The organism is Spirulina sp. CS-785/01 (assembly GCF_028330525.1).
Taxonomy (GTDB): Bacteria; Cyanobacteriota; Cyanobacteriia; order Cyanobacteriales; family Spirulinaceae; genus JAQMSD01.
Window position 1 is genome coordinate 1 of the sequence record NZ_JAQMSD010000270.1, and the last position, 19,791, is coordinate 19,791.

The 19,791-nt window shown below is 46.8% G+C and carries 23 protein-coding genes and 1 other RNA gene; 16 read left to right on the top strand and 8 right to left on the bottom strand.

The window, feature by feature from the left end; all coding sequences use genetic code 11:
• The first annotated feature begins 215 nt into the window (after window positions 1-215).
• A complete protein-coding gene (gene hemF, locus PN462_RS17490) occupies window positions 216-1,244 on the top strand; it encodes an oxygen-dependent coproporphyrinogen oxidase (RefSeq protein WP_272130108.1) in 1,029 nt (342 codons plus the stop codon).
• Window positions 1,245-1,486: 242 nt separating this feature from the next.
• Complete coding sequence (locus PN462_RS17495; protein ID WP_272130109.1) at window positions 1,487-1,855, top strand: STAS domain-containing protein; 369 nt, start codon at window positions 1,487-1,489, stop codon at window positions 1,853-1,855.
• 175 nt (window positions 1,856-2,030) lie between these two features.
• Here PN462_RS17495 and PN462_RS17500 read toward each other — a convergent pair whose 3' ends face one another.
• Window positions 2,031-2,648 carry a chromophore lyase CpcT/CpeT gene (locus PN462_RS17500; protein WP_272130110.1) on the bottom strand — a complete coding sequence of 206 codons (618 nt, stop codon included), beginning with the start codon at window positions 2,646-2,648 and terminating at the stop codon, window positions 2,031-2,033.
• A 102-nt stretch (window positions 2,649-2,750) separates the two neighbouring features.
• On the opposite strand from PN462_RS17500, the gene psb29 reads away from it, so the two are divergent.
• Window positions 2,751-3,497, top strand: coding sequence for a photosystem II biogenesis protein Psp29 (gene psb29, locus PN462_RS17505; RefSeq protein WP_272130111.1), 747 nt, complete (start codon window positions 2,751-2,753; stop codon window positions 3,495-3,497).
• Between the two features lie 29 nt (window positions 3,498-3,526).
• Window positions 3,527-3,623: signal recognition particle sRNA small type (gene ffs / locus PN462_RS17510), an RNA gene on the top strand.
• A gap of 42 nt (window positions 3,624-3,665) precedes the next feature.
• Here ffs and PN462_RS17515 read toward each other — a convergent pair.
• Both PN462_RS17515 and PN462_RS17520 read right to left on the bottom strand, forming a co-directional pair.
• The gene (locus tag PN462_RS17515) at window positions 3,666-4,790 is read right to left on the bottom strand and encodes a THUMP domain-containing class I SAM-dependent RNA methyltransferase (protein WP_272130112.1); all 1,125 of its coding nucleotides are present in this window, start codon (window positions 4,788-4,790) and stop codon (window positions 3,666-3,668) included.
• 49 nt (window positions 4,791-4,839) lie between these two features.
• Entirely contained in the window at window positions 4,840-5,085 is a 246-nt protein-coding gene (locus tag PN462_RS17520; RefSeq protein WP_272130113.1) for a hypothetical protein, read from the bottom strand.
• 285 nt (window positions 5,086-5,370) lie between these two features.
• Here PN462_RS17520 and PN462_RS17525 point away from each other — a divergent pair, with 285 nt between their 5' ends.
• Window positions 5,371-6,357, top strand: a complete 987-nt coding sequence (locus PN462_RS17525; protein ID WP_272130114.1) for an NAD(P)/FAD-dependent oxidoreductase — start codon at window positions 5,371-5,373, stop codon at window positions 6,355-6,357.
• 21 nt (window positions 6,358-6,378) lie between these two features.
• On the opposite strand, the gene PN462_RS17530 is transcribed toward PN462_RS17525, so the two are convergent.
• Together PN462_RS17530 and PN462_RS17535 are read right to left on the bottom strand one after the other, a co-directional pair.
• On the bottom strand, window positions 6,379-8,022 hold the full coding sequence (locus PN462_RS17530; RefSeq protein ID WP_272130115.1) for a D-Ala-D-Ala carboxypeptidase family metallohydrolase: 1,644 nt from the start codon (window positions 8,020-8,022) through the stop codon (window positions 6,379-6,381).
• Between the two features lie 145 nt (window positions 8,023-8,167).
• Entirely contained in the window at window positions 8,168-9,655 is a 1,488-nt protein-coding gene (locus PN462_RS17535; RefSeq protein WP_443029207.1) for a site-2 protease family protein, read from the bottom strand.
• A 214-nt stretch (window positions 9,656-9,869) separates the two neighbouring features.
• Here PN462_RS17535 and PN462_RS17540 point away from each other — a divergent pair, with 214 nt between their 5' ends.
• The 4 genes from PN462_RS17540 (at window position 9,870) to PN462_RS17555 (ending at window position 12,447) form a co-directional block, all read left to right on the top strand.
• Window positions 9,870-10,550 (top strand): hypothetical protein, encoded by a 681-nt coding sequence (locus PN462_RS17540; RefSeq protein ID WP_272130117.1) that lies wholly within the window; start codon window positions 9,870-9,872, stop codon window positions 10,548-10,550.
• A 104-nt stretch (window positions 10,551-10,654) separates the two neighbouring features.
• Window positions 10,655-11,035, top strand: coding sequence for a hypothetical protein (locus PN462_RS17545; protein WP_272130118.1), 381 nt, complete (start codon window positions 10,655-10,657; stop codon window positions 11,033-11,035).
• Window positions 11,036-11,253: 218 nt separating this feature from the next.
• Complete coding sequence (locus PN462_RS17550) at window positions 11,254-11,847, top strand: peroxiredoxin (protein WP_272130119.1); 594 nt, start codon at window positions 11,254-11,256, stop codon at window positions 11,845-11,847.
• 66 nt (window positions 11,848-11,913) lie between these two features.
• A complete protein-coding gene (locus PN462_RS17555) occupies window positions 11,914-12,447 on the top strand; it encodes a peroxiredoxin family protein (protein ID WP_272130120.1) in 534 nt (177 codons plus the stop codon).
• A 166-nt stretch (window positions 12,448-12,613) separates the two neighbouring features.
• On the opposite strand, the gene PN462_RS17560 is transcribed toward PN462_RS17555, so the two are convergent.
• Window positions 12,614-12,874: a glutaredoxin family protein gene (locus tag PN462_RS17560; protein WP_272130121.1), complete on the bottom strand. Its 261-nt coding sequence runs from the start codon at window positions 12,872-12,874 to the stop codon at window positions 12,614-12,616.
• A 119-nt stretch (window positions 12,875-12,993) separates the two neighbouring features.
• Here PN462_RS17560 and sbcD point away from each other — a divergent pair, with 119 nt between their 5' ends.
• Window positions 12,994-14,247, top strand: coding sequence for an exonuclease subunit SbcD (sbcD, locus tag PN462_RS17565; RefSeq protein ID WP_272130122.1), 1,254 nt, complete (start codon window positions 12,994-12,996; stop codon window positions 14,245-14,247).
• Window positions 14,248-14,315: 68 nt separating this feature from the next.
• Here the strand turns inward: sbcD and PN462_RS17570 are convergent, their stop codons facing one another.
• Window positions 14,316-14,804, bottom strand: a complete 489-nt coding sequence (locus PN462_RS17570) for a GAF domain-containing protein (RefSeq protein WP_272130123.1) — start codon at window positions 14,802-14,804, stop codon at window positions 14,316-14,318.
• Window positions 14,805-14,985: 181 nt separating this feature from the next.
• Here PN462_RS17570 and panB point away from each other — a divergent pair, with 181 nt between their 5' ends.
• Together panB and PN462_RS17580 are read left to right on the top strand one after the other, a co-directional pair.
• Window positions 14,986-15,762 carry a 3-methyl-2-oxobutanoate hydroxymethyltransferase gene (gene panB / locus PN462_RS17575; protein WP_272130124.1) on the top strand — a complete coding sequence of 259 codons (777 nt, stop codon included), beginning with the start codon at window positions 14,986-14,988 and terminating at the stop codon, window positions 15,760-15,762.
• A gap of 35 nt (window positions 15,763-15,797) precedes the next feature.
• Window positions 15,798-15,956, top strand: a complete 159-nt coding sequence (locus PN462_RS17580) for a hypothetical protein (protein WP_272130125.1) — start codon at window positions 15,798-15,800, stop codon at window positions 15,954-15,956.
• A 270-nt stretch (window positions 15,957-16,226) separates the two neighbouring features.
• Here PN462_RS17580 and PN462_RS17585 read toward each other — a convergent pair whose 3' ends face one another.
• Entirely contained in the window at window positions 16,227-18,311 is a 2,085-nt protein-coding gene (locus PN462_RS17585) for a M3 family metallopeptidase (RefSeq protein WP_272130126.1), read from the bottom strand.
• A gap of 157 nt (window positions 18,312-18,468) precedes the next feature.
• Between PN462_RS17585 and PN462_RS17590 the strand changes: the two genes are divergently transcribed.
• The 4 genes from PN462_RS17590 to PN462_RS17605 form a co-directional block, all read left to right on the top strand.
• A complete protein-coding gene (locus PN462_RS17590; RefSeq protein WP_272130127.1) occupies window positions 18,469-18,705 on the top strand; it encodes a hypothetical protein in 237 nt (78 codons plus the stop codon).
• A complete protein-coding gene (locus PN462_RS17595; RefSeq protein WP_443029208.1) occupies window positions 18,705-18,944 on the top strand; it encodes a hypothetical protein in 240 nt (79 codons plus the stop codon). The genes PN462_RS17590 and PN462_RS17595 overlap by 1 nt, the downstream gene beginning before the upstream one ends.
• 266 nt (window positions 18,945-19,210) lie before the next feature.
• The gene (locus tag PN462_RS17600; protein ID WP_272130129.1) at window positions 19,211-19,441 is read left to right on the top strand and encodes a DUF433 domain-containing protein; all 231 of its coding nucleotides are present in this window, start codon (window positions 19,211-19,213) and stop codon (window positions 19,439-19,441) included.
• Between the two features lie 29 nt (window positions 19,442-19,470).
• Window positions 19,471-19,791: 4-Cys prefix domain-containing protein (locus tag PN462_RS17605; protein WP_334310473.1), on the top strand; the 321-nt coding region annotated here is incomplete at its 3' end.

Consider the following 19,791-nt stretch of genomic DNA (forward strand, 5'->3'; position numbering starts at 1 on the left):
CCCATCTTCCCCATCTTCCCCATCTTCCCCATCTTCCCCATCTTCCCCATCTCTCTTGACAATAGGATGTCTCACCTTAACTTGTCACCAATGCCCATTACCCAACCCAATATTGCGAATTGTATATAGATTTGTACCTTGGCCAAGAGAGTGTGGCACAATCAAAAATCCAATGTATATGACCTGTTGAGAATAAAGGAATATAAAGGACAATTATGACAGCCGCTTCTGCCCCATCGTCTCTTCCTAGTAGTCCTCCCCAAGACTCTCAGAGTCGGGTGAGTACCTTGATGAAAACGCTACAAGATAATATTTGTGCGGAATTGGAGAAACTCGACGGCGTATCCACCTTTCATGAGGATAGCTGGACGCGAGAAACTGGAGGCGGTGGCCGTTCACGGGTGATACGAGAAGGAGGTGTGTTTGAGCAAGGGGGAGTGAATTTTTCTGAGGTTTGGGGGGAACAGTTGCCCCCTTCTATTCTCAAACAACGTCCTGAAGCGGAAGGCCATGGGTTTTATGCTACGGGGACTTCTATGGTGTTACATCCGCGTAATCCCTATGTGCCGACAGTTCATTTAAATTATCGCTATTTTGAAGCGGGCCCGGTTTGGTGGTTTGGAGGGGGAGCAGATTTAACCCCTTATTATCCCTTTGCCGAAGATGCCGTGCATTTTCATCGGACCTTAAAAGAAGCCTGCGATCGCCATCATCCCCAATACTATCCCGTCTTTAAACGCTGGTGTGATGAATATTTCTATTTGAAACACCGTCAAGAATGTCGCGGCATTGGGGGAATTTTCTTAGACTATCAAGATGGACTCCCTCCTCTTTATCGCGGCCCCCATTCAGAGTCCGAAGCGGCCATCTACAGTCAACACCTCAACATCACCGAAACCCGCAACTGGGAGCAGTTATTTGCCTTAGTCCAAGACTGTGGGAATGCCTTTATCCCGGCCTATGGACCCATTGTGGAAAAACGTCGGAATCTGGACTACGGGGAACGGGAACGGAATTTCCAACTGTACCGTCGCGGTCGTTATGTAGAATTTAACTTGGTGTATGACCGAGGGACAATTTTTGGCCTACAAACCAATGGACGCACCGAGTCGATTTTGATGTCTCTCCCGCCGTTGGTGCGTTGGGAGTATAATTACCATCCAGAACCCAATACCCCCGAATCTCAACTGTATGAGGTGTACCTGAAACCCCAGGATTGGGCGGCAGGGTCGCCGATTGGATAAAAATAGAGAAGAATGGGGAAGTAGAATACCTTCCCCATCAAAGTTAACTAGGGTGTTCTCGATACAAAAAAACAGCTTGCCCTTCAAGAATGACTGGCGGTTTGCTGCGATAATTGGTTCTTGATGGTAAGCTAGTGAAAAACTCCCTAGCGAAAGCAAGGGGAGAAGTTCATTAAGGTTGCTCTACGGGGCATTGGCAATTAACAAGAGACACTGCTTGAGTTTTTGAGGCGATTTGACGCGTGATTCACATCGAACAAAAGACACACACAACCCAAGATGACACAACTGTCATCGTCTTAGCACCTAGCGGTCGCTTAGACATCACCACCGCCTGGCAGTTTCGCTTAAAGTTACAGGAATGTATTTCTAAGCTGAGTCCTCACGTAGTCGTGAACCTCAGTCAGGTGAACTTTATTGATAGTTCTGGTTTAACCTCCTTGGTGGCTGGAATGCGAGATGCAGATAAAGTGAATGGGAGTTTCCGCATTTGTAATGTTCACCCAGAGGCCAAGTTGGTTTTTGAAGTGACAATGATGGATTCTGTTTTTGAGATTTTTGAAACTGAGGAAGAAGCCTTAGAGGGGACCCCCAGAAATGTGACGACTTAAACCGGGGAAATTTGCTCTCAAGATCAGGATAGAAGATCGGTGAGATCAGCCTATTCTGGCAAGATAGGCCAATTGTTTTTATCTTCTTGTGAGAGAAGGCCCTCGCGGAGCGCGAGGGAGGATGTTGACTCATTGGATGCCGTTCGGTGCATCCCCTCTCATGGTTTTTGAGGAATTATGAGATCGGCAAATCTGCCGTGAAATCTTGAGTTTTGCTAAAGCGATAGGGCCCCATTAATGCACCCCAAAGGGCTTGGCCTGTTTGGGGATTAATTCCTTTATCATAGACTTGTAAGTTTTGGGCGGTCGCTACAAAGCCTAAGAAGACTTGGTACTCGTTCCCTTGGTAGTTGAAGGAACAGGGTTGACGGGTGGGGTTCAGCGTGTGAAAGCTGAGTTCTCCGCTTTCCGTGCTGCGGACTTCGAGGGGGAGGGTACATCCAGAGAGAGGTTTGACGTTTTCGGGGGTGAGTTGAGTCAGAATATCCGGATTTTGGCCAGCCCCTTTTACCCAGTCGATGTCGTGAAATTGGTAATATTCCACTTGGAGGGAGAGGGGAGTGCTTTGGGTTTGTCGTAAACGCAGCAGACGAGGCCGATAGGGTTGGTGTCGTTTGTGGACGTTGGCCTGTTCAGCGTAGAAAGTGAGGCTATCGTGGGTAAAGAGGGGGACGGGTCTATGCCATAAACAGAGGTTGACGTACCAAGCGGGGTCTGCAAGGGCCTGTTGTTGGTTCGTGAATTCTCCAGCGAAGTATTGACCAAGGGTGAGTAGTTCCGGGGAAAGAGACATCAATCAGATTTTTTTGTTGGGTCTTCTCAAGATTACACCGACAAAACCTGAGATGGTATGAGAGAATGGGATAGCTGTACCATCGAAATAAACTTGGGTTTTGTGGATAACGTTCGCACAGTCTCAGACACTAAACGGAATTTTTACACCCATCACACTCGCCCGATCAACTCCATTTATCGTCGAGTGGTGGAGGAGTTGATGGTGGAGATGCACCTTCTCTCCGTCAATGTGAATTTTAATTATGATCCGGTGTACGCGCTAGGGGTTGTAACCTCCTTTGACCGCTTCATGCTGGGGTATAAACCGGAACAAGATAAGGAATCTATTTTTAATGCCTTGTGTCGGTCTGTGGAGGGAGACCCAGGGCAATATCGTCATGATGCAGAGCAACTCAAGGGGTTAGCGGAGCGTTTATCCGTGGACCAGTTGGTGTCTTGGAATACGGCTCTGGGGTCGGTTGATGGGGGACAGATGCTTTATGATTGTTTTAAAGCGATCGCATTTAATCCCAATTTTAAATACAGTCGTCTATTTGCCATCGGCTTATACACGCTGTTAGAAGGGGCAGACCCAGACCTCGTAAACAATGAAGAACAGCGTAATTCGACGTTACAAACCATTGGCGAGAGTCTCAAGTTACCTGTGGAGAAAATGAAGCAGGACTTGGCCTTATATCAAGAAAATCTAGAAAAAATGGAGCAGGCCAAGAGCGTGTTAGAGGATGTATTAAGCTCTGACCGCAAACAACGTCAGCAACGTTTATTAGAGAAAACCAAGCCTCAAGAGCAAGAGGAACAACAACCAACGGATAGTGCCAGCGAAGAAAAAGACAGTGCGGACAGTTAAATCCGCCAAAGTGTGTTATACTAATAAACGACTCGGGTCTATGCGATTGTAACGCCCAAATCTTGTCAGGACCGGAAGGTAGCAGCAATACGGGATGCTTACAATTGGCGTAGAACCCGGGTCTTTTAATTTTTTAGGCTTGATCTCGCTCCCTAATACAATTCATGCTTAATACAATTCATACTTAGACAAAATACAAGGAATTGAGCCATTATAAACGGGGATTCGGGCTGAGGTTTTTAAGCCGATATTTTTGGCCAAAGACTTATTGCCCATTAAAATATACGCTGTCCACCCCGTAAAACGCTGTTTTAAGACATCTCCCATTAACTTATAAAACGAGGCCAGTTCTTTTTCGTCTCCCACTCGCTTCCCGTAGGGAGGGTTACAGAGAATTATCCCCGACTCGCAAGGGGGATACAGTTGGGACAAGTCTTGTTTTTGCCAGTGAATTTCCTTGACAATGCCGCAGTTTTGTGAATTGGTTTGGGCTTGTTGGAGGATGTCGGCATTCTGCTCACATCCCCAAATGGGTGCAGGGAGTTGAGTGTGCTGTTGGGCCTCGGCCTCTGCTTTTAACTCCTCCCATAATTGGGGGTCAAAATCCCGCCATCGCTCAAAGGCAAACTCCCCTCGTAGCAGTCCAGGGGCGATATTGAGAGCTTTTAAGGTAGCTTCGATAGGAAGTGTTCCTGAACCGCACAAGGGGTCTAAAAAGGGGGTTTCGGGATGCCATTCGCTGAGATCAATTAATGCAGCAGCCAGGGTTTCTTTGAGGGGGGCCACCCCCATGGCCGGACGATATCCCCGACGGTGTAAACTGTCTCCGGAACTATCTAAACTGAGAACTGCCGTTTGGCCCTGAATATGTAAATTGAGGGAGAGATCAGGGGAGTCTCGGTCAACACTAGAGCGTTTTCCGGTTTGTTGTCGTTGTTGATCGGTAATGGCATTTTTGACCTGTAAGGCTGTATAGTGACTGTGATTTAACTGCCGATTTTTCCCGGTGCAGTGAACTGCTAAAGTGTCATCGGGGGAGAGATAGTCCCGCCAATCTAGGTTTTGCACCTCTCGATACAACTGTTGGGCATTGTTACAGGGAAACTCTGCTATTGGCACTAAGACTCGAAAAATAAGCCTTGTCCAGAGATTCACTTTGTAGAGTAACGTGCGATCGCCCGAAAAATGAACCCCCGTAAACGTCTCCGTCACCGCTTCCGCACCGAATGCTTTTAATTCTTGGGCCGCGAGACTCTCTAACCCCCGTGCCACTGTAGCGAAATAATCCACCATTCCCCGATTTTGAAAAAGTTAAGGTGAGCAATTCACCCACCTTACAATTTTATCGGTTTCGGTGATCCCATCGGGGATGATCTGGGTTTTGATGACGGTGAAACCCCTGGCCACCTACTTCAGATGACTCATTGGCCGTCCCAGGTTGTACAAAATAGTCCCCTGTGTCTATAGTCCAAGGTTGTGGATGCTCAAACCAGTACACAGTCTGCAATCTCCTCTCTAGTTGAGTCATCCGGTTTTCCCTTGTTACTATTCTTTGATAGAGTTTTTCAATTTCTGGATCATTAGACATTGCATTTCTTCCCAAAGTTTCGCCGTCTTGGGTATGCTGCCCACTGTTTTAACCTATAAGTCCTCTTAAACTCTCCCATAATGGGGGTTTAAGCAATATTTCTTTACAAAAACCATAATTTTGTTAAAATTTTATAAAATTTGAGAGTTTTTCTCATCAATCCCCTCTCTTGTGTAGCGGAAAGGGTCGTCTTTTGCATCTGCTCGCCAGAGCGATGATCTACCCCCATAACGCAAGAGTTTGCCACTATAACCCCCTATCTATCGCATTGCAATTCAAGACCCCATGACCGAAACCCATTATGATGTCGCTATTGTTGGAGCAGGCATTGCTGGATTAATTTGTGCCACAGAACTCCAAGCGACAGGACAATCAATAATTCTGTTGGACAAGTCACGGGGAATTGGGGGGAGAGTCGCCACTCGTCGCTTACAGGGGACTTGTGTGGATCATGGGTTGCCCTATTTGGAGGTTCAGGGAGAAGCCTTACACTCCTTCATCCCTCAGTGTAAGGAGAGTTTGGGTTTGTCCTTGTGGACCGAACAGCCTCAACGATATATTGTGCCAGAGGGCATGAATACCATGGCCAAACAACTCGCCCAAGGATTAAACATTGTGCGAAACTGTCGTCTCGAACAGTTAACCCTCAGTCCATCAGAGACCTATTGGCAATTAACCGGGAGCAATGAGCAAACCCTCACCTGTCATGCTCTCATTTTAGCCTTCCCTGCGCCCCAAATTTTACCCCTCCTGATCCCCTTAACTTCGCAATATTCAGAATTGTATGCTCTGCACCAACAACTGGCTACGGTGCGCTTTAATCCTTGTATTACTGTAATGGCCGGTTATCCCCCCCGACTGCGGGAATATATCCCTTGGCCCATGCAAACCTTAACCCAAGATGTCCACCTCTCCCAAATTATTCACGATAGTCAGAAACGGCCTTCCCCTCATAATGGGGTGTTTGTCTTTCATAGCACTCCCCAGTTTGCCGAGTCGTATCTAGATACTCCTGATCTCACTCCAGTGGCTGAGGCATTGGTGGCCCATGCAGCCAAGGTGTTAGGACAACCGGAGTTTGCTACCCCCCTCTGGAGTCAAGGCCATCGGTGGCGATATGCTCGCACCGAAACTCCTTTATCTCGTCCTTGTGTGAGTATTACTGATCCTTTACCGTTGGTGTGTTGTGGGGATTGGTGTTTAGGTGGTGGAATAGAGGATGCGATTCACTCTGGAAAGGCTGCGGCCCATTGGATAGTTGATAGTTGGTAAACCACAAATAACCAACAAATATTAATAACTCCACCGGGAACGATGTCCTCTGGCATCAATATGGCAGAGGTTGGGGTATTTGGTATAACGGCCTAGTCCTCCTGGCCACCAGGGGTGTAAAGTCCAATAGAGTTGGTTTCCGGAGAGTCCTTCACAGACGAAATCAATGGCATCTCCGACAATGTGACGGCTATATTTGGCCCCTCCGACGGCCCGGTTAATATGGGGGGGCCTATACCAACTGGTGACGATGAAGGGGCGACTCATCTGATCTCTGGCTTGTTGGGCGAGTTGGGCAATTCGGACGATTGCGTCAACGGTGGCTTGATCTGGGGGCATTCTTGTGCCGCCTTTGGTGGCTTCGGCCCAGGTAAAGTTCCCATTGGGGATAATGGAGGCGGAAATTTGAATATTATTGGGAGTCCAGCGATCGGGCCGTTTGGGGGTTACTACCACTGGGGGTTCGGGGTTGCGCTGTTGTTCGAGGCGTTTTAAGTCTTCTTTGAGGGAGTCTAGGGTTTGCGCTCTGGTTCGTAGGCCGCGCCACAGTTGTACTAGACGGATTAGGGCTTCTCGTTGTTGGTGGGTTTCTTGGTAGGCTCTGGGGACTCGTCGGATAAAGTTTAATAATTCTCGATCCAGTTGGGCGGCTAGGCGTTTGAGGGTTTCGGGGTTGGCGGGGTTGGCGGTGAGACTATTGGGATCAATGCCTAGGGCGGCAACGGCGGTACTTCTAGAGTCTAGTTGTCTCCAAATGCGGAATCCTTCGGTTAGGGCGTTTCGTTGGAGTCCTGTGCCTTCGTAATAGTCGGGGATACGCTGGACGAAGGCGATTAAGGCGGGATCGAAGATGTCTAGGCCGGGGTTGGGGTTGCTGCTTTTTTCTAAGGATGCGATCGCAGCCTCCCGTGACGGCAATTGTCGCCACAATTGGGTTAAGCGTAACAGAGCTTCCCGTTGATGGGGATAGCCGCCATAATTGGGGGAAATACGCTGGATGAATTTTGAGAGGGCAATATCTAATTCAGTGTCATCGAGGCGACTGACGGGGATTTGGGCATCGTTGGCGATGGAGACTAGGGCCTCATCTACGGTATCTAGTTTCCGCCATAATCGCACCGCTTCGAGGAGGGCATCCCGTTGATGGGTTAAGCCCATATAATAATCGGGGATACGTTCTACGAGGGCTAAGAGTTGTTGGTCTAAGTCGGCTAAGTTTTGGGGGAGATAGGTCCCTTCGTATTCGGTGGCGATATCGTTGAGATAGGCAACGCGCAGTTGTTCGGGATCACTGGGTTGTAGTTTGGCGGTGTCGGTGTCGCTTTTGTTGGGGGTGTAGCCATCGGCTAAAATGGCTAAGAAGCGATCGCTGTACCGTCCCTCTCCACTATTCCAAATATCAGTCCCTTGCCATCCCTGTTTTTCTAAGGCGTTAGTTTGCGCTCTGACGACATTGGCCGCATATTGCACCTGTTTTGGAAAGCTATTTAATTGAATCTCCGGCACTTGTGGAGTCGGCAAAATCCCCAAACCTTTTTCCCCATCCGCTAAATCCGGGAATTGGTGAACCCGATACAGGGCAGCTAAAATGGGTTTATGAATCCCGGCTCGATCTGCTTCGAGCAAATAATAATAATTTCGTTGATCGGGGGTAAGGTGGGTCATACTTGCTTTACAAATATTTTTCCGTCACGGTAGGGAGTTGATAGTTGATAGTTGATAGTTGGGGAATTGAACCACAAAGACACAAAGGACACAAAGGGAAGATAGAGAACCACAAAGAATCAACAACCCACCACCAACAACAAACCTAAAGATTCAGAACATTTAACAGGGTTTCGGGTAAGGGTAAGAGAATCACCACTAACAGCGTTAAGGCCATTAATCCCAAGAAATCTCGTTTGTTGTCTAATTCAGTGACATCGTTTAAGGCCGGTTCGTCAGTATTGGACATGAATAACAAAATAATTGCCCAAATAATAAACTCTGGCCGCACAAAAGCAAAGAGCAACATTAATAAACGGGACACCTGACCAATGATCATCGCGGTGCGTTGGCCATACATGGCATGAACAATATGACCGCCATCCAATTGGCCTACAGGCATTAAGTTTAAGGCCGTGACAATAATCCCTAAATAGGCCGCAATGGCCATGGGATGTAAATTAATGGCCATTCCTGCGGTGAGGTCTTCCCCTAATGTCCATTTACTTAAAACCGCCATTAACAGGGAAAAGCGAGGATCAAAGGATTCAAAGTTCAGTAAACTGGAGGTTTCGGTAATGGGGACGACTTCTGAGAGGGAGAGTCCCCAAATTAATAAGGGTAGAGTAACGATAAACCCGCCCAACGGCCCCGCAATGGCTACATCAAATAAAGCCTTGCGGTTGGGGATGGGGGACCGCATTTGAATAAATGCCCCGAATGTCCCTAAAAAGACGGGCATGGGGATAAAGTAGGGCAGGGTGGTGCGAATGCGATAGGCCACGGCGGCGAGGTAGTGACTGGATTCGTGGAGGCCGAGAATGGCGAGGAGGGATAAACTGTAGGGGAGTCCTTGTTGGAGGAGGGTGGCGTTGTCTTGGAGTTGTTCGACCTCAAACCCGGCAAAGTCCACCCCGACAACGGTAGTGGTGAATAAGGTAATTACTAAGAGGGCGAGGGCTAAGAGAGGGCGTTTCAGGGGGTCTTGGTCGGGCCGTTCTTTGCTTTGGGTCCAAGGGTTGGGAACGAGGGCAAAAAAGGGATGTTTCGAGGCCCCTTGTTGGAAGATGAGCAGGAAGCGATCGCCGAATTTCGATTCTACATTCTCTCGAATGGTTTTATAGGCATCTTCGGGATTCGATTTTAAGCGGCCTCGACATAACACCGCTTGGGGACGATGATCGACTTTCTGGAGATAATACACCCCCCAGGGGAAACAATTTCGCAACCGTTTCTCCTCGTCGGGGGTGATCAGAGACGGGGTATCCTGTGGGGGAGGGTCGGTGGTTTTAGTCAGCAGGTTGGCCGCTTGGGGCGATTTTTCGGCTTTGGGCGGTGGCGTTTTCCGGCCTCGCTGGATTAGCCACCAGTATAATATGGGGCAAATCACAAAGGGAATTAAGAGAATAGCGAGGGGGAGGGGTTGGTCTTCTCCCATAATGGCCATCCAAAGGGTTAAAAAGAAGGGTGGGGTCATTAAAACCAGCCACAGCAGCCAAACCGGGGTGGTGGTGATTTTGGCCACACTCTGTTTGACAATCAGATAACTGATCAGACCCAGAAAAATTAACAGCAGAATTTCGATCATTTCCATTGGTTTAACTCATTCCCGTCACACGCTGGCCACCGGATTGGCATAACCCTACAGGCCGAAGATGCCTTGACCTCTAGTGTTTCTTGCTCTACAAACATGATACTGTCGTTGAGAGTCCCTCGCATAAAGGACAGGGGCTTTAATATCTGTACAACTTTAATTCGGTTTCATCCCACTATTGAAGATTTCACCATCACTTCCCTGTAAAAGCACGATGACTTCACCAGACCACATACCTCCCAAACCACCACGTTCTGTTTTGGCTGGGATTTTTGCTTTTCCTCCCAATCGAGAGACTTTAGGAGGGACGGCTTATTTTATTGTAGAAAATACTGGGAATATCCTGATCGATTCTCCCCCCTGGGATACGGAAATTCACCAATTCTTAAAGAGTCATGGGGGGGTGAAATGGTGGGTCTTTACCCATCGAGACGCGCTAACGGCCAATATAGCGCAGATTCAAGAGCTTTTGAACTGTTCTCTGTTGGTGCAGGAACAGGAAGCCTATTTATTGCCTAATCTACCTGTAACGGCGTTTTCAGAAGAATTTTCCCTCTCTCTCACTACTTCCGCAGTATGGACTCCGGGTTATTCTCCAGGATCAAGTTGTATTTATCATCAATCCCACGGGGGAATTCTCTTTACAGGCCGTCATCTCTTACCCACGGGCCCCGATGGGGTTGCCCCTCTGCGACGGCCAAAAACCTTTCACTGGTTGCGTCAGTTGCGCAGTGTGGAGAAGCTACGACAACGCTTTTCTGCCGATACGCTCTACTATATTGCCCCCGCCGCTAATTTAGGGGCTTTACAAGGGGATACTTTAGTGCCAAATGCCTCTCATAAACTGGAAAGCCTCGATTTACAAGCATTACAGCAAACTGACGCGATTTTGTGAAGCTCTGAGTTGCCCGGAATCTGAAAAAATTTTCATTGTGTTAATAATTTTTGCTAATATTATTAACATAATGAAACATATCTTAGTGAAACATTAATCTAATCATGGCTGGACTATTTGGACTCTTTGGACGCAAAAAACAGGAAAACGAAACCACCGACAAGAAGGGCGCGTATTTCCTCGACGCAGACCAAGCCAAAACTTTTGGCGACATTGACTATATGCGCAAACCGTTGACCATTAAGCACACTTTTCCCCAAAATGTCAGTAATGGGGGGAGTTTTGAGGTGGTTAACGAAATCTCTGCAATGGAAAAAAACACGGCAGGTCAAACCAGTCCTTCCCAACAAGTGGCAGAAACCGCTTCTTTCAATATCTCCAGCAATGGGAGTCAACCGACTACACCTACACCAAGTCGTCGTCCCTCTGGGTATAGCAACGACATGGATATGTTCCGGAATATGGCCAAAAATATGCGCCGTTAATTGATAGAATAGTCAGTCTCGAAAATTCCTTATTTTTGGACTAATTATTCTCCTGAAATAGAGACGTGATACTAGCCTCAGTGTAGGTTGTATCCGTCTCTTGCGGCACGAGTCCCGTTTCCGCCCCGGATGAAAATCCCGGGGCTGCCACGCTCCCGGACTCCCTCGTGTCAGTTTATTATTGTAGTATCATCGACGATTTTCAGGAGAACCGTCCTATGGAAGATTGCCTCAGAGTTGGACAGATGGCCCCGGATTTTACCGCGACTGCGGTAGTGGACCAAGAATTTAAAACTATCAAACTCTCGGATTTTCGGGGTCAGTATGTAGTCTTATTCTTCTATCCCTTAGATTTTACCTTTGTGTGTCCGACTGAGATTACGGCATTCAGCGATCGCAACGAAGATTTTACCAAACTCAGCACCCAAATTTTAGGCATTTCCGTTGATAGTGAATTTGCCCACCTAGCTTGGATTCAAACAGACCGAAAAGAAGGGGGAGTCGGAGATATTGCTTATCCCTTAGTGTCGGATATCAAAAAAGAAATCAGCACCGCTTATAATGTGCTTGATCCCGATGCAGGAGTCGCTTTACGGGGACTGTTTATTATTGACAAAGATGGCATTCTTCAATACGCCACCATTAATAATCTCTCCTTTGGTCGTAGTGTCGATGAAACCCTACGCACCCTGAAAGCCATTCAATACGTCCAGGCCCATCCCGATGAAGTCTGTCCCGCCGGGTGGCAAGAAGGGGATAAAACGATGATTCCCGACCCCAAAAAGTCTAAAGTTTATTTTTCGGCGGTTTAAGTATGATCAGGGTAGGGACGTGCGCTCCGTGCGTCCTTCCGTTGATGAGAAAGAGTCCGGTCAGCAATGCAAGCAGTCAGTAATGTTCGCGGTTTATTCACGCCCCGCTTTTTTAATAATTTTCTCCCCATTCCAGCCACCAGTAATTTAGTGGTGGGACGGAAAACGCCGGATTTTGTGTTACCGGACATTAAAAACCGTAGCACGGTGCGTTTATCGGACTATCAGGGAAAACAGCAGGTTTTGTTAGCCTTTACTCGCATTTTTAGTGAAAAGCATTATTGTCCTCTGTGTTATCCCCATATTGTAGAATTGAATGAGAATTACGAACGGTTTACCCAACAGGGAATAGAAGTGTTGATGATTGCCAGTACCGATACAAGGCAAAGTCAACAGGTGATTAAGGAGTTAGGGTTAAAAATGCCGTTTTTGAGTAATCCCCGTTGTGATGTGTTCCGCAGTTACGAAACCGGACAAGCCCTAGGCGCACCGCTTCCAGCGCAGTTTTGGTTAGATCAAGAAGGGAAGTTATTGTATAAGCATTTATTTTCTTTTCTTGAACCTAATGCTGGCGTGGAGAAGTTTTTAGTTGATGGTTGATAGTTGAGAGTGGAGAGTTGGGGAATTGAACCACAAAGACACAAAGGACACAAAGGGGAGATGGGAGTCGGGAGTCGGGAGTCGGGAGATGGGGAAGATGGAGAAGATGGGGGAGATGGGAACAAAGAACCAAGAACAAAGAACCAAGAACAAATTATGGGAAAATTTAAGCAGGAAGTATATCGCGTAATTTCTTTTCTAGTTGCGTTACCGAAGCGCGAGGGGAGAGACGCGGAACAGGAATCTCTTGGCCGTCGTTATCAATGACTAAAACCGGGATTTGGTACTGATAGCGATTAAACCAGTCCTCATTGGTGAGAATATCCCGCACTTCAAGAATATAGTCTAGGGTTTCCATTTGTTCTAATTTTTCCTGTAACCCTTCGCAGAGATGACAACCCGGCTTACTATAAAGAATTAAACGCATTTTTTGTTATTTCTGATTCGTTGTTGGTGTTCAGTCTGTATGTGATCATACCGTTTTCAGGGGAGGTTCGTTAACAGAACTGAACCTCCAGCAACAAGCTGTCAAATTGCTTTTTTGCTATGGCTATTAAAATCTTACACCTATCGGATATTCATATGGGGAGTAGTTTTTCCCATGGTCGCACGAATCCGGAAACGGGCTTTAATACGCGGTTAGAGGATTTTGTGAATACTCTGAGTCACTGTATCGATCGCGCTTTAGCTGAACCTGTTGATCTGGTTTTATTTGGGGGGGATGCTTTTCCGGATGCGACTCCTCCTCCCTATGTCCAAGAACAATTTGCGGCCCAGTTTCGCCGTTTGGCCGATGCTAATATCCCGACGATTTTACTGGTGGGGAATCATGATCAACATTCCCAGGGATCAGGGGGGGCCAGTTTATGTATTTACCGGACGTTAGCGGTCCCAGGGTTTATTGTTGGCGATCGCATCGCTACCCATCGCATTACCACTCCCAACGGTGACATCCAGATTATCACATTACCTTGGCTCACCAAGTCGGCCCTCCTCACCCGTCCCGAAACCGAAGGGTTATCCATGGAAGCGGTGAACGAACTTTTACTCGAACGATTACAACCTGCATTAGAAGGGGAAATCCGCCAACTTGATCCCTATCTTCCTACGGTTTTATTAGGCCATTTAATGGCAGATCGGGCTAATTTAGGGGCAGAACGGTTTTTAGCGGTGGGGAAAGGGTTTAATATCCCGGTGTCTTTTTTAATGCGGTCTGAGTTCGATTATGTGGCTTTGGGCCATGTCCATAAACACCAAAACCTCAATGTTGAGAATAATCCTCCTATTGTGTATCCGGGGAGTATTGAACGGGTTGATTTTAGTGAGGAGAAAGAAGAAAAAGGCTTTGTGTTGGTGGAGATCGAGAAAGGCAACGCAGACTGGCAATTTTGCCCCGTAGCCGCCCGTCCCTTTTGTACGATTAAAATAGACGTTTCTCAGGCCGAACACCCCCAAGAGGCGATTCTAAACGCCATAGAGAAGGCAAATATTGAAGAAGCGGTGGTGCGGTTATTATATGCTGCGCGATCGGAACAATTAGAGGTCATTGAAACCGGAGAATTAAGAAAAGCTCTAAAACCCGCCCATTCTTATACCATTCGCCCCGAATTAATCAGTCAATTAGCCCGGCCTCGTTTACCGGAATTAGGCGTAAATAATAGTCTTAATCCCTTAGAAGCCTTAAAAACCTATTTGGATAATCGAGAAGATTTACAAGACATTTCCCCTTTAATGTTAGATGCCGCAGAACAGTTATTAGCCGGAGAGGAAATGGAATCTTTGATCATTGGGGATAGGTAATTTTTGTGGTTCTTTGTGTCCTTTGTGTCTTGGTGGTTCACCAACTCTAAATTATCAATTATCCATTATCAACTAACAACAGTCGGACTTGAGGCAATAGTATTAGCCGCATCTTGCATGGTTTTAATCTCTTGTGTAGTCCAACTGCGGGGACTCGTGCAATCATGGGCAATGAGTAACCCCCAAAGATCATGATTTAAAATGGGAACGGCTAAATTTGCCCGGACTTTGAGGCCCTCTAAAAATTCTTTATGACAAGGGTGGATGGGTTCTGCTCTAACATCCGGAATGGCGCGAATGCGTCCTTCTCGGTACAATTGAGCATAGTCCTGATTAAAACAATCATCCGCCCCGGTACTGCCAAAAATGGAATACTTGGGAGAACTGATAGATTCAAAGGTGACTTGACCTTTCCAGTGGCTATAAAAATAATATAAAACTACACGATCGCATTGTAATTCTTGGCGGAGTCGTGTGACAGTGCCTTGGATGAGTTCATCTCGCGCTAGTCTATCAGCGAGATGATGCGCAAGTTGGCGTAAACCGGGATCGGGCATAACAAACCAGTTAAGCAAAACCGCTATTATCTTATCGAAAAAAGTGGGACTTTGGCACGAACTGCCCCAGAAAACCAACTACACTTCCCCCCAGAGATTCATAATCCTCCCTGCATTCTCTTGTAAGATAACAAACAGGAGTCCCTGACTACTCCTCTTGCCTAATCTATTCTCAAGCCTTATGCCTGTTACTGTTCAACACTGTCGTCGCTGGAAAGAAGAAGGTCGTCCTATTGTCGTTTTAACGGCCTGGGATTTTGCGATCGCGCAATTGTTGGACCAAGCGGGAGTCGATATTCTCCTCGTGGGCGACTCATTAGGCATGGTAGCCTTGGGATATAATACCACCCTCCCCGTCACCCTAGAGGAAATGTTGCACCACACCGCCGCCGTTTGTCGAGGAGTCCAACGGGCCCTAGTGGTGACAGACTTACCCTTTTTAAGTTACCAAGAAAGCCCCACCCAAGCGGTTCGTTCTGCTGGCCGAATTCTCAAAGAAACCGGAGCGCAAGCCGTTAAACTAGAGGGAGGGAGTCCCGAAATTGTCGCCACTATTGCTAAATTAACCTCTCTGGGTATCCCCGTTATGGGCCATGTAGGATTAACCCCCCAATCGGTACATCAATTAGGCTATAAACAACAGGGAAAAACCCCAGAAGCGGCCAATCGTATTATCCAAGAAGCGATCGCCGTCGCGCAAGCAGGAGCATTCGCCATTGTATTAGAACACATCCCCCAAGACTTAGCCGCAACCATTACAGATAAATTAAACATTCCCACCATTGGCATTGGTGCAGGTCATCATTGTAATGGACAAGTATTAGTCACCGCAGACTTACTAGGATTAACAGAAAAACAACCCCCCTTTGCCAAGCGATACGAGAATTTACGAGACAAAATTACTCAAGCAACAACGGCCTTTGTTGAAGATGTACAACAGGGAAAGTTTCCGGAATAGGTAATTGGTAATTGGTAATTGGTAATGGGTAAATAATGAGCAAAAACTTACAACGTATTGGCTGGAGTTTATTTATCTTATCCGCATTATTTTATATTGCCGCCAGTGTCCGCAATGGCGATAGTTTAGGACTCATGGGAGGAATATTCTTTCTAGTTGCTTGTTTCGTCTTTCTCCTGCCCCTCCTCCCCTAAAAAATAAGCCTTCATATCTTCTTAGTGCGTTCGTAGTAAGCTCGTTTGCGAGCTTCTTTCATCCTGAAAATTTAACAGCTAAATTTTTAATTTTCCGATTAGTCTATTAAGATCAAATCCGGTCAAGCCTGATAATTTCGTAGTAAGTCCTTTAGGGCTAACAATAAATTAAGGTAATACCAATCAAGCGGATGTCATATAACCCGTTAAACACGGGTTTCAGCTATTAGCCTTGGGTTTTAACCCAAGGCAAAGGTAGCTGCAATTAACCTACGTCGTCGCTAATAACCCACTATGGCGTAATAACGCCTCCGTTTGGGGTTCACGACCTCGGAACGACTTAAACACCTCCATGGGGTGTAAACTGCCTCCTAGGGCTAATACCGTGTCTCGGAAACGTTTTCCGGTGGTGACTAAGGCCGTCTCATTTTCTAACCCCGCTTCCTCAAACGCAGCAAACGCATCAGCACTTAACACCTCAGCCCACTTATAACTGTAATATCCTGCCGCATAGCCTCCCGCGAAGATATGACCAAAGGCACATAAGAAAGAATCTTCCGGTAAAGGCGGTAGAATCGTAGTAGATTCAGCAATGCGATCGCGCACTTGATGAGGCGTTTCCGAACCCTCCGGCTCATAACGCGAATGTAACTCCAAATCCAGTAAACTAAAATGTAACTGGCGCAACATCGCCGACCCACTCATATACGTCCGGGCCGCCAACAACTTCTGATAATAATGTTCCGGCAACGGTTCACCCGTCTCGTAATGCTTGGCCATCCCAAACAAAGTTTTGCGGTCATAACACCAGTTTTCCATAAACTGACTCGGCAACTCCACCGCATCCCATTCCACATTATTAATGCCCGAGGCACTGGGATAATCCACCTGAGTTAACATATGCTGTAACCCGTGGCCAAACTCATGAAACAGCGTTTCCACCTCATCAAAGGTCATTAAACTGGGTTGGTCATCCACCGGAGGAGTTTGGTTACAAACAAGATAAGCAACAGGTAAACGAGTCATCGTATTCCCCTCCACCTGCATCTTAGCCCGGCCAATGCAATCATTCATCCAGGCCCCACCCCGTTTCTCTGCGGGACGAGAATAGGGGTCCAGATAAAAATAAGCCAACGCCTCCCCACCTTCATCGCTAATCTGAAAATAGCGTACATCCTCATGCCACACAGGGACAGACCCATCCGCAGCAGCAATAGTTACGCCAAAAATACGCTTGGCCAACCCAAACAACCCGTCCAACACTTGGGAGAGAGGGAAGTAAGGCCGCAACTCCTCCGCTTTAAAATCAAACTTCGCTTCCCGTTGTTTCTCAGCCCAAAAACTCACATCCCAGTTATTGAACTCCGAGACTCCAGCAAACTCCTGTAACTCCGCAATTTCCTGTTTCGCGGCCTCATAACTCACCATCCGTAACTCCTCCAAGAGTTTCTCCACGGCCTGCACATCCGGGGCCATCTTCCGCGCTAAACTCAACTCCGCATAGTTGCGAAACCCTAAAATATCTGCCTGTTGTTGGCGCAATTCTAACACCCGTTCCATAATCGGGTTATTATCGTACTCACCCTCAGAAGCGCGAGTCACATAAGCCCGATAGAGTTTCTCCCGCAGATCGGAACGGGTGCTATATTTCATAAAGGGATAATAACTAGGAAAATCGAGCGTTATCACCCAAGGGCCCGCCTCTGCCGTAGCGTCCTCTGCGCCCTCTGTGCGTGCCGTCTGCGCCGCTAAACTCAAAGCACTAGGGGGAAGTCCATCCACCTCGTCCGGTTGCGTTAACTTCAATTTAAAGGCTTTCGTAGCATCGAGGACATGATTAGAAAATTTAGTAGAAAGTTCCGCCAATTCTAACTGAATCGCATTAAACTTATCACGAGTTTCCCCTTCTAAAGCCACTCCCGACAACTCCGCATCCCGAATAGCAGCTTCAACAATGCGTTGTTGGCCAACATCGAGGTTATCCCATTCATTCCCCTGGCGAAGTTGGCTAAATGCCTCATAAATAGGTTTACTCTGACTGAGCTTATTACTAAATTTAACCAATTCTGGTTCAACCTGCTCGTAGGCTTCCCGAAGTTCAGGACTATTCTTCACACTCATTAAATGGCCAATCACGCCCCACGTCCACATTAACCGTTCTTCCATTGCCGTGAGAGGTTCGACCAACCCAGACCAAGTGGGAGTGAGAGAGGTTTCGAGGTGGGTTAGAGTTTGGTCTAAGTCTTGCAGGAGTTGTTCCACTGCGGGAACAACCTGATCTGGAGTAATTTTTTCAAAGGGAGGGAGTCCTTGTCCGATAAGTAAAGGGTTTTCGGGTATCGTTGCGTTGGTCATACTGGTGTCGTTAATCTGTTTTATTCTCTAGCCTCTATTGTAGCCAGTAGATTAGGGGGTTTGGGTTTTGAACCACTCTAGACCCGGAGGACAAGGAGAGAGTTAAGAGTTTACAGTATGATAGAGTTGGAGGGTACAACCTAGCCTTGTCGGGTCAGTGGATTTTGAAATTATTGGAGAGATTACAGATATTGAAGCGATCGCAACAGGACAAGGAATCCGCGATCGCGATCGGTTACGGAAACGCTATGGTAGAGGAAAGTGGAGAAAATTGAAAGGAGTCGCACAAGTCAGACTCCCAGACGGTACGATACATTTAGCCGAAATTCATTGGTATGAAGCGCACGGAATTGGGAAAAAGGAATTCAAGATCAAGTTATTTTTGAACGAATGATGACTCCGGAACAGCAAAAAAACCCGAATTTTGCCATCTGCCTCAATAATCAAGAATACGAGGCATCATTAGAAGTGGGGAAACTTTATCGCATCCTCTCTGATCAACAGGCAGAAACTCATGGATTCATTCGTGTTATTGACGAAAGTGGAGAAGATTACCTGTTTTCTTGCGATCGCTTTTATCCCCTTAACTTACCCCCCAACGTCCAAAAAACCCTATTAGCAGCAAGTCATTGAATGTTTGAATGGGATGAAAATAAAAATCTTATGACCATCTCACCCAAACGACTTAAAGGACTACAGTACATAAGTTCGTAGTGGGGGCTTTAGCCCCGCAGCCATGCACTGGACTCGCAACAACAAACTGATTGTTTATGGACGTTTATTTATTTTGACCTACTTAATTAATTAGGCTTTGCGGGACTATATAAACCATCTAAAATCAATTCAATAATCAATCATCTATCCTCTCTAAAACTCACTTGATGAACTTTTAAAAAACTATGCAATATCAAGATATTCTAACCATAGAAGCAAGAAAAAGAAGTGGTCAACTTTGCATTCGAGGAATGAGAATTACAGTATATGATGTTCTTTCCTATCTTGCGTCTGGCATGAGCTATGAGGAAATTTTAGAGGACTTTCCTTATTTAACCCAAGAGGATATTTTAGCTTGTCTGAGTTATGCCGCAGACCGCGATCGTGATCTGCTCTCCCTTCCAAAAACCTGCTAAACTAGCGGTTAGGCTATCCTGCACAACTCATGCGTCAATGTCTTAACCCGGACTGTCTCCACCCCAACCCTGATAACTCCACATTTTGCCAGAAATGCGGCAATCAACTACTGTTGGAGAATCGCTACTATGCTGAATGTATTTTAGGGCAAGGCGCGTTTGGCCGCACTTTCCTCGCTAGAGATAAGCATAAACCCTCAAAACCCCGTTGTGTCATTAAACAATTTCTCCCCCAAGCGCAGGGGACAAACAATATACAAAAAGCCTCAGAATTATTTGCCCAAGAAGCACAACGGTTAGAAGAATTAGGCCAACACCCCCAAATCCCTGATTTATTGGCTTATTTCACC